Annotated in this window: 14 protein-coding genes and 1 tRNA gene; 12 read left to right on the forward strand and 3 right to left on the reverse strand. The window is 70.3% G+C overall.

The features are described 5' to 3' along the window. Window positions 1–11 precede the first annotated feature (11 nt). Entirely contained in the window at window positions 12–374 is a 363-nt protein-coding gene (rsfS, locus tag GB932_RS05475; protein WP_156759804.1) for a ribosome silencing factor, read from the forward strand. A gap of 57 nt (window positions 375–431) precedes the next feature. Further along, window positions 432–504: transfer RNA gene (locus GB932_RS05480), tRNA-Ala, on the forward strand. A gap of 66 nt (window positions 505–570) precedes the next feature. Here GB932_RS05480 and GB932_RS05485 read toward each other — a convergent pair. Next, window positions 571–1,503 carry an aldo/keto reductase gene (locus GB932_RS05485; protein WP_156759671.1) on the reverse strand — a complete coding sequence of 311 codons (933 nt, stop codon included), beginning with the start codon at window positions 1,501–1,503 and terminating at the stop codon, window positions 571–573. 95 nt (window positions 1,504–1,598) lie between these two features. Between GB932_RS05485 and GB932_RS05490 the strand changes: the two genes are divergently transcribed. Continuing rightward, the gene (locus GB932_RS05490; protein ID WP_156759672.1) at window positions 1,599–2,267 is read left to right on the forward strand and encodes a helix-turn-helix transcriptional regulator; all 669 of its coding nucleotides are present in this window, start codon (window positions 1,599–1,601) and stop codon (window positions 2,265–2,267) included. Window positions 2,268–2,277: 10 nt separating this feature from the next. Here the strand turns inward: GB932_RS05490 and GB932_RS05495 are convergent, their stop codons facing one another. Continuing rightward, window positions 2,278–2,751: a tRNA (cytidine(34)-2'-O)-methyltransferase gene (locus tag GB932_RS05495; RefSeq protein ID WP_156759673.1), complete on the reverse strand. Its 474-nt coding sequence runs from the start codon at window positions 2,749–2,751 to the stop codon at window positions 2,278–2,280. 96 nt (window positions 2,752–2,847) lie between these two features. Between GB932_RS05495 and GB932_RS05500 the strand changes: the two genes are divergently transcribed. From GB932_RS05500 to fdhD, 4 genes are read left to right on the forward strand one after another with little or no spacing between them, the layout of a single operon-like run. Beyond that, complete coding sequence (locus GB932_RS05500; protein ID WP_156759674.1) at window positions 2,848–3,933, forward strand: fatty acid desaturase family protein; 1,086 nt, start codon at window positions 2,848–2,850, stop codon at window positions 3,931–3,933. Between the two features lie 47 nt (window positions 3,934–3,980). After that, window positions 3,981–4,262, forward strand: coding sequence for an Rdx family protein (locus GB932_RS05505; protein ID WP_156759675.1), 282 nt, complete (start codon window positions 3,981–3,983; stop codon window positions 4,260–4,262). A 46-nt stretch (window positions 4,263–4,308) separates the two neighbouring features. Next, entirely contained in the window at window positions 4,309–6,615 is a 2,307-nt protein-coding gene (locus GB932_RS05510) for an FdhF/YdeP family oxidoreductase (RefSeq protein WP_156759676.1), read from the forward strand. Between the two features lies 1 nt (window position 6,616). Then, complete coding sequence (fdhD, locus tag GB932_RS05515) at window positions 6,617–7,468, forward strand: formate dehydrogenase accessory sulfurtransferase FdhD (protein ID WP_156759677.1); 852 nt, start codon at window positions 6,617–6,619, stop codon at window positions 7,466–7,468. A gap of 77 nt (window positions 7,469–7,545) precedes the next feature. On the opposite strand, the gene GB932_RS05520 is transcribed toward fdhD, so the two are convergent. Further along, window positions 7,546–8,484 carry an epimerase gene (locus GB932_RS05520; protein ID WP_156759678.1) on the reverse strand — a complete coding sequence of 313 codons (939 nt, stop codon included), beginning with the start codon at window positions 8,482–8,484 and terminating at the stop codon, window positions 7,546–7,548. Window positions 8,485–8,628: 144 nt separating this feature from the next. Here GB932_RS05520 and GB932_RS05525 point away from each other — a divergent pair, with 144 nt between their 5' ends. From GB932_RS05525 to GB932_RS05545, 5 genes are all read left to right on the forward strand, one after another. After that, the gene (locus tag GB932_RS05525; RefSeq protein ID WP_156759679.1) at window positions 8,629–9,549 is read left to right on the forward strand and encodes a hypothetical protein; all 921 of its coding nucleotides are present in this window, start codon (window positions 8,629–8,631) and stop codon (window positions 9,547–9,549) included. Then, on the forward strand, window positions 9,546–10,736 hold the full coding sequence (locus GB932_RS05530) for an acylneuraminate cytidylyltransferase (RefSeq protein ID WP_231916005.1): 1,191 nt from the start codon (window positions 9,546–9,548) through the stop codon (window positions 10,734–10,736). The genes GB932_RS05525 and GB932_RS05530 overlap by 4 nt, the downstream gene beginning before the upstream one ends. Beyond that, a complete protein-coding gene (locus tag GB932_RS05535) occupies window positions 10,733–11,605 on the forward strand; it encodes an N-acetylneuraminate synthase family protein (protein ID WP_156759680.1) in 873 nt (290 codons plus the stop codon). The genes GB932_RS05530 and GB932_RS05535 overlap by 4 nt, the downstream gene beginning before the upstream one ends. Next, on the forward strand, window positions 11,602–12,840 hold the full coding sequence (locus GB932_RS05540) for a DUF6716 putative glycosyltransferase (RefSeq protein WP_156759681.1): 1,239 nt from the start codon (window positions 11,602–11,604) through the stop codon (window positions 12,838–12,840). Before GB932_RS05535 ends, GB932_RS05540 begins: the two co-directional genes overlap by 4 nt. A 245-nt stretch (window positions 12,841–13,085) precedes the next feature. Beyond that, a complete protein-coding gene (locus GB932_RS05545; RefSeq protein WP_156759682.1) occupies window positions 13,086–15,992 on the forward strand; it encodes a LamG-like jellyroll fold domain-containing protein in 2,907 nt (968 codons plus the stop codon). The last annotated feature ends 52 nt before the right edge of the window (window positions 15,993–16,044 follow it).

Below are 16,044 nucleotides of genomic sequence, written 5' to 3' on the forward strand. Positions count from 1 at the left end.
CTTCTGTCGACATGCTCCAGACCGCCGCGACGGCGGCCGACAAGATGGGCGGCGAGGACCTGGTCGCGCTCGACGTGTCGGTGCCGATGCCCCTCGCGGACATCTTCCTCGTCGTCACCGGGCGCTCCGAGCGGAATGTGGCGGCGATCTCGGACGAGATCGAGCGCGAGCTCCACCAGGCCGGGCACAAGCTGCTGCGGCGCGAGGGCAAGGCGCAGGGCCGCTGGATCCTGTGCGACTTCGGCGACCTCGTCGTGCACGTCTTCCACCGCGAGGAGCGCGAGTACTACGGCCTCGAGCGTCTCTGGAAGGACTGCCCGACCGTGCCGTTCGAGCTGCCGACACGCCCGTCGGACGCGTCGGATTTCGCCTGAACTCGAGAGCTGTTGTAGGCTGTATGAGTTGCCCGCGAGGGAAGCGAAACTGAAAACGGGTCTGTGGCGCAGCTGGTAGCGCACCTGCATGGCATGCAGGGGGTCAGGGGTTCGAGTCCCCTCAGATCCACCGATTCGAGAGGCCGCCCCCGTCACATGACGGGGGCGGCCTCTTGTCGTCGGGGCGGGAGTCAGCTCACGCGGGCGGGGCGATCGCGTCGAGGGCGGCGAGATCCCCATCGGTCAGGCGGATGGATCCCGCCGCGATGTTCTCCTCGAGGTGGCGGATGTCGCCCGTGCCGGGGATGGCCAGGACGTTCTCGCCCTGATGCAGGGTCCAGGCGAGCCGGATCTGGGTCGGCGTCGCGCCGTGGGCCGCCGCGATGTCCGCGACGACCGAGGCGCCCGTCACGTCTGCGGCGCCGCCGGGCACGGCATGGGGCACCGCGCTCCCCATTGAGAAGAACGGGACGAACGCGACCCCGTGTGCGCGGGCGAGCGCCAGCACCTCGTTGTCCGCCCGCTCCGTCAGGCCGTACCGGTTCTGCACGCTCGCGATGGGCGCGATCGAGTTCGCCTCGGCGAGCTGATCCGCCGAGACGTTCGAGACGCCGATGCTGCGCAGCAGTCCGGCGTCACGCAGTTCGAGGAGGGCGCCGACGTGATCCGCGACGGATCCCACCTCCTTCTCGAGCCCGGATCCCCAACGGAGATTCACGAGGCCGAGTGCGTCCACTCCGAGCTGCCGGATGTTCTCCTCCACCTGTTCGCGAAGCTGTGCGGGCCGTGCGTAGGGCTCGAACTCGAAGGCGGACGAGCGGCCCCGCGACGGGCCGACCTTCGTCGCGATGAGGACGTCATCAGGGAACGGCGTCAGGGCCGCGCCGATGATCTCGTTGGCGGATCGGGTGGCGACGAAGTAGAAGGCGGCCGTGTCGATGTGGTTGACGCCGAGCTCGACGGCGCGGCGCACGACGGCGATCGACGCGCCGCGGTCGCGCGGGCGCTCGTCCCACGGCATGCCGGTCAGGCGCATGGCGCCGAATCCGAGGCGGCTGACGGCCTGGTCGCCGATGGTCCAGGTGCCGGCGGCGGCTGCGGTGCGGGTGATGGTGTCATATGCGGTCATGCCGATACTGTGCGGCGCAGGGCGCGGGAATCTCTCACGATGGCAGGTTGTTGTCATGGGAGTCGGGCGGGCGCGCCCGCGGGCAGAGTGGGGTGATGTCGACCATGACGCGAACGAACGACTCGGTCGTCGTGGTGCGCGGCGAGCAGGAGGTGTTCCGGCGTGCCGGGCGCCTCTTCGAGAACGCATCCGAGATCACGTGCGCCGCAAACGACCTCGCCGGCTGGGGATGGCGCCAGGGCGGCGACGGGGAGACCTTCGCCTACGCGCCCCGCCCGGATGCACGGGTGCGCAAGCTCTTCCGCAGCAGCGCGCTGCTGGACCCCGGGTGGGACGCGCGGATCGCGGCGATCCGTGCGCAGCCGGGCGATGCGGAGATCCGCGTCACGACCGAGGAGGTGAACGAGACGATCATCATCGACGGTCGGGTCGCGATCCTCGCGGGTGACCGGCGGATGGGGGAGCGCGGTTACAGCATCCTCACGCTGCCCGACACGGTTCACGGGGTGGCATCGCTCTTCGAGTCGGCCTGGCGGTCGGCGACGGATCTCGACGTCTACGACGCCGAGATCGCGGGGATCCGGATGCTCGCCCCGCGTGTCCTCGACCTGCTCGGATCCGGCGTGAAGGATGAGGCGGCGGCCCGCATGCTCGGGCTGAGCGTGCGCACCTATCGACGCCGGGTCGCCGAGCTCATGACCGCACTCGGGGCCGATTCCCGCTTCCAGGCGGGCGTGCGGGCGCGCGAGCTGGGCCTCGTCTGACGGCCCGGCGTCACGCGCCGCCGGCGAAGCCGTTCTGACGCCACGCCTCGTAGGCTGCGATCGCGGCGGCGTTCGAGAGGTTGAGCGAGCGCGCGGCGGGGACCATCGGGATCCGCACGCGGTCGGTCACGCCCGCGTGACGAAGGGCCTCATCCGGGAGGCCCTCGGGCTCGCAGCCGAACAGGAGGGCGTCGCCCGGCTCGTAGGCGATGTCCGCGAAGGATCGCTCCGTGTGCCCAGTGAAGGCGTAGACGCGGCCGGATCCGTGCGCGCCGACGTGCGCGATCGCCGCGTCGAGATCGCGGTGCACCCGCACCCGCGCGAGGTCGTGATAGTCGAGCCCCGCTCGGCGCAGCTTCGCGTCCGAGAGGTCGAAGCCGAGCGGCTCCACGAGGTGGAGGGTGCTGCCCGTGACGGCCGCCAGGCGGATCGCGTTGCCGGTGTTCGGAGGGATGCGCGGCTCGTGGAAGACGATGTGGAACACGGTCACCCACCGTAGTGCGCGCACCTGAGGATGCCGCCGTCACATTCGCCCGTCGCACCCGTCACAGGCGTAGCCTCAGGGGAAGGAGATGCGATCATGGGCACCATCCGCAGCACCGTTCCCCGTGGCGCGCGAGACGCGGGCGCGAATGACTACACGGCGCTCGCGAAGACCATCCGCGAAGGCGGCTATCTCCGGCGCCGCTACGGCTACTACTGGACGAAGATCATCGGCCTGACGCTCGCCCTGGCCGTCGGGATCGCCGGGTTCATCTGGATCGGCGACACGTGGTGGCAGCTGTTCACCGCCGCCGCCCTCGCGATCCTCTTCACGCAGATCGCCTTCCTCGGCCACGACGCCGCGCACCGCCAGATCTTCGTCTCGGGCCGCTGGAACGACTGGATCAGCCTCGTGCTCGGCGACCTGCTCGTCGGGATGAGCTACGGCTGGTGGCGGCACAAGCACACGAGGCATCACGCGAACCCCAACATGGTCGGATCGGACCCCGACATCGAGCTGCCCGTCATCGCGGTCTCGGGCGAGGAATCCGAGCGCCGCCGCGGCCCCATCCTGGGGTGGCTGCGCGCGCACCAGGGCCTGTTCTTCTTCCCGATCCTGCTGCTCGAGGGCGTCTCGCTGCACGCCTCGGGCGTGCGTCGCGTCGTCAGCCGCGCGCACCTCGACCGGCGCTGGATCGAGATCGCGATGCTCGCGGTGCGCCTCATCGGGTTCACGGTGCTCGTCTTCCTGGTGCTCTCGCCCGGGATCGCGGCGACGTTCCTCGCCGTGCAGCTGGGGGTGTTCGGCTTCTACATGGGGGTCGCGTTCGCGCCGAACCACAAGGGCATGCCGATCGTGCCGCGCGGCGCGAAGATCGACTTCCTGCGCCGACAGGTGATGATGAGTCGCAACATCCGCGGCAGCCGCCTGCTCGACACCGCGATGGGCGGCCTGAACTATCAGATCGAGCATCACCTGTTCCCGTCGATGCCGCGCCCGCACCTGCGCCGCGCCGCGCCGCTCATCGCGGAGTACTGCCGCGAGCACGGCGTGCCGTACGCGCAGACGACCCTGTTCGCCTCGTATGCGATCGTCGTCCGCTACATCAACCGCGTGGGCCTCGGCGAGCGCGACGTGTTCACCTGCCCGCTCGTCGAGCAGCGCAGCCACCTCGTGCCCTAGCGGTGCGACGCAGCACTCCCGACCGATTTCGCTGGCATCCTGGATCCATGCCGACGCCCCGAATCGAGATCACCTTCTGCACACAGTGCCGATGGCTGCTGCGTGCGCAGTGGTACGCGGGCGAGCTGCTGCAGTCGTTCCCGGACGAGATCGGCGAGATCGCGCTGATCCCCGCGACGGGCGGCGTGTTCCGCATCGATGTCGGCGACGAGCGGGTGTGGAACCGAAAGCGTGACGACGGCTTCCCCGAGATCGGCGAACTCAAGCGGCGAGTGCGCGACGTCATCGCGCCGGGGCGATCACTGGGGCACACGGATCGCACCGAATAGCGGGTGGCGCGGCCCGCACGCCCCTCACGCGTCATAGCATGGCCGCATGGTGACGAGGCCCCCCGAACATGACATCGACGAGTCGAAGATGACCGTCGGAACGCCCAAGAAGCAGGCGGTCGGCGTGCCGGCCGTGCTGCACTCGCTGAAGATCTCCATCGATCAGATGGGCGTCGCGCGCAGCGCCGAAACGTTGCTGCGCGTGAACCAGAAGGACGGCTTCGACTGTCCGGGATGCGCCTGGCCCGAGGAGGACAAGCGCCACATCGCCGAGTTCTGCGAGAACGGCGCGAAGGCGGTTGCGGAGGAGGCGACGGTGCGTCGCGTCGGCCCCGAGTTCTTCGCCGCGCACTCGATCGACGAGCTGCGCGGTCACGACGACTGGTGGCTCGGCCAGCAGGGCCGTCTCACGCACCCGATGATCCTCGACGAGGGGGCGACGCACTATCGCCCCGCGTCGTGGGACGAGGCACTCGACCTCATCGCCGAGGAGCTGCGGGGGCTCGACGACCCCGACGAGGCCGTGTTCTACACATCCGGACGCACGTCGAACGAAGCGGCGTTCATGTACCAGCTGCTGGTGCGCGGCTTCGGCACGAACAACCTGCCCGACTGCTCGAACATGTGCCACGAGTCGAGCGGATCCGCGCTCGGTGAGACGATCGGCATCGGCAAGGGCACCGTGTCGATCACCGACATCCACGACGCCGAGCTGCTGATCGTCGCGGGCCAGAACCCGGGCACCAACCACCCGCGCATGCTGTCGGCGCTCGAGAAGGCCAAGCAGCGCGGGGCGACCATCATCGCCGTGAATCCGCTCCCGGAGGCGGGCCTGCTGCACTTCAACAACCCGCAGACGCCGCGCGGCGTCATCCTGGGCGGCACGCCCCTCGCCGACGACTTCGTCCAGATCCGACTCGGCGGCGATCAGGCGCTGTTCCAGGCGATCGGGAAGCACCTCATCGAGGCGCACGGCGACCACGGCGGCGTGCTCGACATCGATTTCATCGAGGCGCACACGTCCGGCTACGACGCCTACGCGGCGGGTGTCGCCGGCGCGTCCTGGGCGGATCTCGAGACCGCGACGGGCCTCACCGAACAGCGCATGCGGGCGATCGCCGAGCAGGTGCGCGCGTCGGGCAAGACGATCGTGTGCTGGGCGATGGGGCTCACCCAGCACAAGCACTCCGTGGCGACGCTCCGCGACGTCGTGAACGTGCTCCTGCTGCAGGGGAACATCGGGCGCCCCGGCGCAGGCGTCTGCCCGGTGCGCGGCCACTCGAACGTGCAGGGCGATCGCACGATGGGGATCTACGAGAAGCCGGCCGAGGCGTTCCTCGCGGCGCTCGACGACGAGTTCGCCTTCCGTGCGCCGCGCGAGCACGGCTTCGACACGGTGCAGGCGATCCGGGCGATGGACGCCGGGCGGGTGCGGGTCTTCCTCGCGGTCGGGGGCAATTTCGTCTCGGCCACACCCGACACGGCCGTCGTCGAGCGCGGCATGGCGCGGGCCGACCTGACTGTGCACGTGTCGACCAAGCTCAACCGCTCGCATGTCGTGACGGGGCGGCGGGCGATCATCCTCCCGACGCTGGGCCGCACCGACCGCGACCGCCGCGGCGCGGGGGATCAGCGCGTGACGGTCGAGGACTCGATGGGGGCCGTGCACGGATCCCGGGGGCGCCTCGCGCCGCCGTCGGACGACATGCTCAGCGAGGTCGCGATCCTCGCCCGCCTGTGCGCACGCGTGTTCGCGGGCCGCGACGATGCGCCGCGCGCCGACTGGGCGGGGCTCGAGAACGACTACCGCACGATCCGCGAGCACATCTCGCGCGTCGTGCCCGGCTTCGAGCGCTACGAAGAGCGGATCGAGAAGGGGCGCACCTTCTACCTGCCGAACGCGCCGCGCGACGCCCGACGCTTCGCGACGACGTCGGGGCGGGCGATGTTCACCGCGAACCCCCTCGAGTACCCCAGGATCCCCGAGGGGCGGCTGCTGCTGCAGACCCTGCGCTCGCACGATCAGTACAACACGACGATCTACGGCAAGGACGACCGTTATCGCGGCATCCACGATGGCCGTCGGGTCGTGCTCATCCACCCCGACGACATCCGGGAGCTGGGATTCACCGAGGGCGACATCGTCGACCTCGTCTCGGAATGGGGCCCCGCCGACGCCGTCGAGGAACGGCGCGCCGAGAGCTTCCGGCTCGTCGGATACGACACACCCCGCCGGAACGCCGCGGCGTACTATCCCGAGACGAACGTGCTCGTCCCGCTCGAGTCGTATGCGGACGTGAGCGGGACGCCGACGTCGAAGTCGATCGTCGTCCGGCTCGTGAAGCGGGCCTGACGTGGGTCGGATCACGGCGCGGCGGCCCGTGACGCGCATCGATCTCGGATCGGATCCGCGCCGCCGGCCGGACGCGCTCGCGGTCGAGGAGCCCCTCGAGATCCGCGTCGGCGGGCAGCCGCTGTCGGTCACGATGCGCACACCGGGGCACGACGTCGAGCTCGCGACGGGATTCCTCCTGTCGGAGGGCGTCGTGCGCGACGGATCCGGCATCGCGGCGGCGATCCACTGCGGCGGGCCGGGCGCAGGCGGCGAGGAGAACACCTACAACGTGCTCGACGTCGCTCTCGCGCCCGGCGTCGCGCCGCCGACGCCGGAGATGGCGCGCAGCGTCTACATGACGAGCTCGTGCGGAGTCTGCGGCAAGGCGTCCATCGACGCGGTCCGCACCGAGTCGGCTCACCCCGTCGGGTCCGATCCGCTCGAGATCGACGCGTCGATGCTCGCGACCTTCCCCGACGCGCTGCGCGCGCGGCAGGCGGCCTTCGAGAAGACGGGCGGGCTGCACGCCGCGGCGCTGTTCGACGGCGCCACAGGCGAGCTGCTCGTCGTGCGCGAGGACGTGGGGCGTCACAACGCCGTCGACAAGGTCGTCGGCTGGGCGGCGATGGACGGGCGGATCCCTCTCGCCGGCCACGTGCTCATGGTGTCGGGACGCGTCGCGTTCGAGCTCGCGCAGAAGGCCGTCATGGCCGGGATCCCGATGATCGCCGCGGTCTCGGCCCCATCCTCGCTCGCGGTCGAGCTGGCCGCCGAGACGGGCCTCACGCTCGTGGGCTTCCTCCGGGGATCGCACATGAACGTCTACGCGGGCGAGCACCGGGTGCGCGTCCCCGCGAGCGCGGGCACCTGATCCGCGAGTGCACAGGAGCTGCGCGAGCGCACACGATACCTCGTGCGCTCTCGCGGAGACCTTGTGCGTTCGCGTGCTCAGCGACGCACCAGGTCCGCGAGGGCACCCGCGAGGTCCGGGAAGCGGAACTCGAAGCCGCGGTCGGCGAGCACGCTCGATGTCGTGTGGCGCCCGGTGAGGGCGAGAAGCGGATCCGTGCGCAGCGCGATCGCGGCGAGGCGCAGCACGAACTCGGGTGTCGGGAGCGCGATCGGCTGGCCGACGGCCTCGCGCAGGCGCCGCATCAGCTCCGCGTTCCGCACGGGGTGCGGTGACGCCGCGATGACGGGCGCATCGGGCAGACTCAGCTGCGGATCGAGCCCGAGGCCGGCTCGGGCGATCCGCAGCCAGTCGGCGATGTGGATCCAGCTGAACCACTGCGTCCCCGCGCCGATCGGCCCGCCGAACCCGAGGCGCGCCGGCAGGAGCAGACGGTCGAGTGCCGGGGTGTGGGCGTCGAGCACGACCGAGGTGCGGATCGTCACGCGGCGGGCGGCGTGTGCGTCGCGGCTCGCGGCCTCCCACGGCACGACGACGCCGGTCATCTGCGGGAGCCCGTCGGTCGGATCGGGCGTGCGCTCCGTGATGCGCTCATCGCCCGTGTCGCCGTAGATCGCCGTCGTCGACGCCTGGAGCCAGTGGTCGACGGGCCGCTGGCGCCGTCGGGAGGCCGCGACGAGCGCCTCGGTGGCCCGCACGCGCGAGTCGCGCAGCTCGCGGATGTTCGCTTCGGTCGGCCGGCAGTCGACGAGCTTCCCGGCGAGGTTCACGACGGCGATCTCGCCGTCCGCTTCGAGTGCGTGCGCCCACGACGCCACCTTCCGGGGATCCCAGCCGATCTCGACCGCGCCGGGCGGCGGCCCGCCCGAGAGGCCGGGCGCGCGCGTGAGGATCACGACGTCGTGTCCGTCGCGCACGAGGTCGGAGGTCAGGGCGCGCCCGAGGGATCCGGTGCCGCCGGCGATGACGATCTTCATACGCGCGAGTCTGCCACGCGCCCCGACGGTTCACATTCGCTTCATCCCCGCGTCACCGCGGTGGGTCGAGCCGTTCACCGCGGTGTCCGACCCTGTGCGGACGGGCTCACGTGAGCCCCCGCCCACAGAGCTTCCGGAGGATGCATGCCGAAGGCCGACGCCCCCGTCGCCTGGGTCGAGTCGCCGCTGCAGATGATCGGCGCCGCCGAGTGGGCGCACGCCCATGGCCAGCGCGTGGATCTCGCGGGTCGGCTGGCCGTGCAGGTCGAGGAGACGGCGTCCGAGCTGACGACACGGGGCGCGCTCTTCGGTGCGCAGGCCGGTTACTACGGGATCCCCTGGGGAATGCTGCGTCGCCACGACCACTGGCTCGTCGGGGACGGATTCTCCGGCCAGTTCCGGCTCGCGGTGGCGCTGCTGCGCCCGCGGCGGATCACGTTCCTCGATGACGGGATGAACGCGGTGGCGTTCGCCGACGCTCTCACGGGCGCCCGTGAGTACTCGCGACCCGGCGTGGCGGAGCGGGGGCTCACCCGCCGGGTCGCGCCTCTCGCCCTCGATGCCGTCCGCCTCCGCGCGGCCGCCGGGGCCGTCGACGTCTTCACCGCGTTCCCCCTCGGGGACGAGCGCACGCGTCGGCTCTCGGACCTCGGCGTGCGGGAGGAGATGCACGCCTTCGAGTGGCTGCGTGCGACGCGACCGGCGCCGGGCACCGCCTCCGCACTGCCCCACGACCGCGTGATCCTCGGCAGCGCGCGCGTCGTCGACGGGCATATGTCGCAGTCGGAATACCTCGGGTGGGTGCGCGAGGAGGCCCGGCGCGGGGCGGCCTGCTACCTGCCGCACCGGCGCGAGGGCGATGAGATTCTGCGCGAGATCGAGCGCATCGATGGGGTGCGGATCGTGCGCACGGGGCTCCCGATCGAGATCGTGCTCGCCGGGAGCGCGCGCCCGCTCGAGATCGCGACCCAGCGCTCGAGCGCCGCCGTCACGCTGCGCCGGGTGCTGGCGGGAACCGCGAGCGTGCTGCGCGTGGCGGGGGCGCGACGGGAGGTCGCGCGGTGAGAGGGGAGGCCGTCGCGATCATCCCGGCGCGGGGCGGATCGCAGGGAGTGCCGCGCAAGAACATCCTCCGAGTCGGCGGCATCCCGCTCGTGGCGCGCGCCGTGCGCGCGGCGCAGCGAGCGCGCGGCATCGATCGCGTCGTCGTGTCGACCGACGACGACGAGATCGCCCGGATCGCGGGGGAGTGGGGCGCCGAGATCGTGCGCCGGCCGGCGGAGATCGCGGGCGACGGCGCGTCGTCCGAGTCGGCGCTGCTGCACGCCCTCGACGCCCTCGAGGATCGGGGCGTCGTCGTCGAGGTCATGGCGTTCCTGCAGGCGACGAGCCCGTTCATCCCCTCCGATGCGCTTGCGGAGGCCGTCGCGCTCGTGTGCCGCGGCGACGCCGACAGCGCGTTCGCGGCACGGGAGTCGTACGAGTTCTCCTGGGCGGCCACGGATGGGGGCGCCGAGGCGGTCGCCCACGACGCGGCGCACCGCCCGCGGCGGCAGGACCGCGACCCGCTGTTCGTCGAGACGGGCGCCTTCTACGTCATGAACGCGCGCGGGTTCCGCGCGGCGGCGCACCGCTTCTTCGGCCGCACCGTGATCGTCACTGTGCCCGAGCACCTCGCGATCGAGATCGACTCGCCTGTCGAGCTCGCGGCGGCGCGGGCGCTCGCGGCGCTCCATGACGATCCGGCGGACGCGATCGACGTCGACGCCGTCGTGACCGACTTCGACGGGGTGCACACGGACGACACCGCGTCGGTCGCCGAGGACGGCACCGAGGGCGTGCGCGTGAGCCGCTCCGACGGCATGGGCGTCCAGCTCCTCCGAGAGGCGGGGATCCCCGTGCTGATCCTGTCGACGGAGACGAACCCCGTCGTGTCCGCGCGGGCGGCGAAGCTGCGCGTCGATGTGATCCAGGCGTCGGACGACAAGCGCGCCGCGCTCGAGGACTGGGCCGCGCGCGCCGGGATCCCGCTGTCGCGGATCGCCTATGTCGGAAACGACGTCAACGACCTGGGTGCTCTGGAGGCGGTCGGCTGGCCGATCGTCGTCCCGGACGCCCACCCGCTCGCCACCGCGAGCGCCCGCATCGTGCTCACCCGCGAGGGCGGGCACGGAGCCGTTCGCGAGGTGGCCGAGCGCGTGCTCGCCGCTCGCGCGGCGGCACAATCACCACGAGAAGGGATGCGCGCATGAGCGTCACCATCGGAACACGTCAGATCGGCGGCGGGGCCCCCGCCTTCGTCATCGCGGAGATCGGCCTCAACCACAACGGATCGGTCGAGCTCGCGAAGCAGCTCATCGACGTCGCGGCCGACGCGGGAGCGGACGCCGTGAAGTTCCAGAAGCGCACGCCCGAGATCTGCACGCCCGAGCACATGCGCGACACGCCCCGGGACACGCCCTGGGGCACGATGACCTACCTCGAGTACCGCCATCGCGTCGAGTTCGGCCGGGACGAGTACGTCGAGATCGGCGACCACGCCCTCATGCGCGGCCTCGAGTGGTTCGCGTCGCCGTGGGACGTGCCGAGCGTCGCGTTCCTCGAGGACCTCGGCGTGGCATGCCACAAGGTCGCCTCCGCGAGCGTCACGGACATCGAGCTCCTCGAGGCGCTGCGCGACACGGGCAAGCCGATCATCCTCTCGACCGGCATGTCGACGATGGAGGAGATCGACCGCGCCGTCCAGGTGCTCGGCACCGACGGTCTCGTGATCATGCACGCCACCTCGACGTACCCCATGGAGCCGGACGAGGCGAACCTGCGCATGATCCCGGTCCTGCGCGACCGCTTCCCCGGGGTGCCGATCGGCTACTCGGGCCACGAGCGCGGCCTGCAGATCTCCCTCGCGGCCGTCGCCGTGGGCGCCGTCGCCGTCGAACGCCACATCACGCTCGACCGCACGATGTGGGGATCCGACCACGCCGCGTCGCTCGAGCCGGGCGGCGTCGCGACCCTCGTGCGCGACATCCGGATCATCGAGGCCGCGCGCGGCGACGGCGTCAAGCGCGTCTTCCCGGGCGAAGAGGCGCCGAAGGCGAAGCTGCGGCGCGTCGGGGCGTGACGGAGGCCGTCGGGCGGCCGCTGCGGATCGCGGCGGTCGCCGAGACTGACTCGTACGTCAAGTGGGCGGCCGCCCTCCTGGGGACGGCGCGCGCCGACGGACGACTGATCGTGCTTGACACGGAGCTCGTCGTGAGCGATGCGCAGCTCGAGGCGGCGCTCGCGGGAACGGGGCTGCCGGCCGAGCGCGTGGCGCGGCGTGAGTACGCGGCACTCGCCGACGCGCTGCGGGGAGCGGACGTCGTGCTCGCCGCCTCCCGCGGACCCGTCGCCCGTGTCGTCGCGCGGGTCGCGGCGTCGCTCGAGCCGCGCCCCGTCATCGCCACCGGGCTGCCGGGCATCTCGATCCCCGCGACGTGGCTCGCGCTGCATTTCCGGCGCGAGTGCGACCTGTTCATCCTCCACTCCCACCGCGAGCTCCGCGCCTTCGGCGAGCTGGCGGCGGAGCGCGGGATCGATCAGAGGTTCGCCCTCGCGACCCTGCCGTTCGCGCGGCGCGTCGCGGGCGGGGTGCGCCCCGACGGCACCGGCACCGACCTGGTCTTCGCGGCGCAGGCCATCGTTCCGCGCGAGCGCGCGGACCGCGAGCGGATGGCGCGGATCCTCGTGCGCGCGGCGCGGGCGGATCCGTCACGCCTGGTCGTACTGAAGCTGCGCGGCAGACCGGGCGAGCACGAGACGCACCGCGCGGACGACGCCTATCCGGACATCCTCGCGGGGATGGCCGACGTGCCGCCGAACCTCGTCACCTCGTACGAGCCGATGGCGCGCGCGCTCGAGACGGCGGAAGGACTCGTCACCGTCAGCTCGACGGCGGCGATCGAGGCGGCGGCACGAGGCGTTCCGGTCATCGCGCTCGATGCGTTCGGCGTCGACCCGTCGCTCATCAACGTCGTCTTCGCGCGCAGCGGGCTGCTCGCGGGCGAGGACGACGTCGTCGCGCGGAGGTTCCGGCACCCCGATCCGGCCTGGTTGCGCGACAACTACTTCCACGATCCGCGCGACGACACCTGGGAGGACGCTCTCGAGGATCTCGTCGTCCGTCGCCGGGAGGGTGCGCTCGCGTCGCGTCCCGCCCCGCGCGCGCTCGGCGGCCGGGCGCGGGAGGCATGGGATCGCCGCATCGCGCTCGGGAACCGCGACCGGGCGATCGCCGGGCGCATCGCCTATCTCGTGGGAGCTCCGGCCCGCCGCTCGCTGCGCGTCCTGCGCCGGCTCACCTCGCGCTCCGCGTGAGGGTGTCACCGTCCTTGAACGCGTCGCTTTGCATGATTGATCACTGAGCGGTCCCTGAGAGAAAGCTGTGATGGTACGGTGCTGAATGTCGGCGGTTGTGGCGCCGCGTTGGGCGTCATGGAGGGGCCGTGTTCTCAGTAGGATCTGATGGTGTTACGGCCAGATCTCGCCGTCCCTGGGTGTGGGGATCTATCGCACTGACCGCGGTCGTCGTCGCGGGGTTGGGGTGGTGGTTCGTCTCCGACGTGACCACTCCGGAACCGATGCCGGAAGAGAGGGCGATCGATTGCACTCAGACGATCGCCGATTCGGACGACGAGGCCGTGATGATCGCCGCTTCATGTGGCACGGAGGTCGAGATCGCTTCCGAGAGGACTCCATGGGAGACCTCGTGGGCGATGCCTTCCGGGGAGCACCGGCTCGAAGTCTCCATGGTGCCGACGCGGACCGAGGTGAACGGTGAGTGGCAGGAGATCGATTCGTCGATCGTTACCGATGACTCGGACGGGACACTGAAACCCGTCGCTGCTCTGTTCGATGTGCGTCTGAACCCGGGTGGTGTGCTGGGAGAGAACGTTCCGTTGGGTGTCATCGAGCGCGACGGGGCGTCGATGGCGATCACCTTCCCGCTCGATCTCCCTGTCCCTGCTGTCGACGGCAGCCGTGCTATCTATGCGCTGGACGACGGCATTCGGCTGATCGTGACGATGTTCAGCGACGGTTCTGGTTTCGTGCCGGTGATCGAACTCGAATCCCCGGCGGCGGCGGAGCGCTTGAAGGAGCTTCTTCTGGGAACGGGTGTGACGTTCGGCCTGGAGCTGTCGGAGGGCCTGCGCATGGAGTCCCAGGATGGCGGCGCAGTGGATGTCGTGGACGCCGACGGAGAAGCGATGTTCACGGCGCCGCCTCCCGTGATGTGGGACTCGGCTGGCGGTGACGTCGAAGCGGATGGTGCTGCCGGAACATCGGGGCCGGTGGATCGGCTCATGCAGGCGGCTGTCGGTGACCGGGTCGCGGAGATGGGTGTGAGCGTCACTGACAACTCGATGACCGTGACGATCGACGAGGCGATGATGTCGGATCCGGAGACGGTCTGGCCTGTTCATCTCGATCCCGGCTTCAGCGGCAAGGGGCCTGGTCAATGGCTTGCGGTGCGTACCGGCGCATACACGAATACGTTGTACAAGTGGGGTGACACGTCGACCACGCGCCGCGGCGAAGGAGATGGTCGGTGCGACGCGTATCCTCTGTGCCCGGCGAACTGGACGCAGCGTCTCGTGTGGCAGTACGGCGGGCTGTCGGGGATAGCCGAATTGGACGGCTCGGATATCACGTCCGCGAAATTTCGTGTCAACGGCTGGTACTCGGCCACCTGCAATCCGACGGTGACCGAGCTGCATGCCGTGGAGCCGATCTCTTCGGCGACGAAGTGGGGAGACCTGCACTGGAACTCGGAGACGCGGATCTCGTCGCGCAACGAGTACCACAGTGCGGAGTGCGGCGGTCAGGGGTATCGGGAGTTCGGCGCATTGAAGGCGTTGAGGCTCGTCGCGGATCTGAATCTCTCCACGATCACGCTCGGGTTGAAGGCTCAGAACGAGACGACGATCAACCTCGGCTGGAAGAGGTTTCGCGCGGATGCGACGCTCTCGGTGACCTACAACCGGAAGCCCGACACTCCGTCGGGGGTGCGGGTCCTGGTCGGTTCGACGAACGTCGGCTGCGCGACGGGTGCGGACCGACCCGTGATATCGACGACGACGCCGAAGATATCCGCGATCGGGAGAGACCCTGACGGCACATCGGTAAAGATGGTATTTCGGGCATTCCAGGCGTCCAACGGCACGAAGGTGTGGTCGCCGGCGTACACAGCCTCGCTTCCGAGCGGGCAGCGCCACACGCTGCAGGTCGCGAGCGGCAACCTGGTGAATGGGCAGATCTATCGCCTGACGGCGAAAGCCCACGACCCCGGCGGACTCGAGTCCGTGACCGCCGCGCGGTGCGAGGTGGAGATCGACACGAGCAAGCCGGCCTCCCCAGCGATCACGCCTGCGCTGGGCGGGACCGGAGTTCAAGCCGTGTACCGTCCCGACGAGGAGCGTGGGGGCGTCGGACGGACAGGGAGATTCACGTTCTGGCGAGAATCAGAGTCCGACGTCGTGTCGTTCATGTATGGCTTCGACGATGCGAGCATGACCAGGACAGTCGATGCATCGTCCCTGGGCAAGGCGAACGTCTGGTTCACGCCCACAGCGTCAGGTCCTGTGACGCTGTATGCGGCGTCGAAGGACGCAGCCGGGAACGTGTCGGGAACGACGAGGTATACGTTCGATGTCGCCGCTCCGACGGAGGATGCGATCTGGACGCTGGATGAAGATGCGGATCTGACCGCGGAGGGCACCGGCGAGTCGGGCGAGCGGCGGCCACTCACCATCGACGGCGCGACGCGACCGACGGAATCGGGACCGTTGGCACTGTTCGGCTCCCGCGACGGCGATCAAGCGCTCGTCTTCGACGGCGTCGACGACGCCGCGTGGACGGAGAACGGACCCGTTGTGGATACGACGAAGTCGTTCGCGGTCTCGGCGCATGTATGGCTGGACGCCGCGGATATCGATACAGGACGGACCTACACGGCCGTCGCGCAGGACGGATCGGATCGTTCCGGGTTCTATCTGTCGTACCGGCCGAGCTGTTCTGCGACCGGCGGCGACGCGGGGAGCGGCTGTTGGACGTTCCGGATGTCGGACAACGACGGATCGGGCGGGGGAGCGAGCCCCGAGTCGCCCGTGATCGTGCGACCGGATCAGTGGGTGCATCTGCTGGGTGAATATGACGCTGTTGACAAGACGTCGCGACTTTGGGTATGCGAGGCAGGCACGCCCGAGAATCCATCGCGAGGGGAACCCATCGGCCCGACAGAGGTGACTCGGACGGCGACGCCGTGGGCAGCGAACGGGGCGTTCAGCGTGGGGCGAGGCCTGTACGGGGGTGCGCCCGTCGATTGGTGGCCGGGCAAGGTCGACAACATCCGCGTGTTCTCGGGCGAGATCGTCGACGAGGCGAAGATCCGACGGCTTTGTCAGGGCGCGGAGGCGACCGACTTCTCGACGGGCGACACAGCGCTTGATCCGACGGAGGTCGAAGACTGATGCGCTCGAAACGGGGGACAGCAGCGTCGTCGCGTCACCGGTGGTTCTCGGC

Source organism: Microbacterium karelineae, assembly GCF_009745985.1.
In the GTDB taxonomy this organism is placed as follows: Bacteria; Actinomycetota; Actinomycetes; order Actinomycetales; family Microbacteriaceae; genus Microbacterium; species Microbacterium karelineae.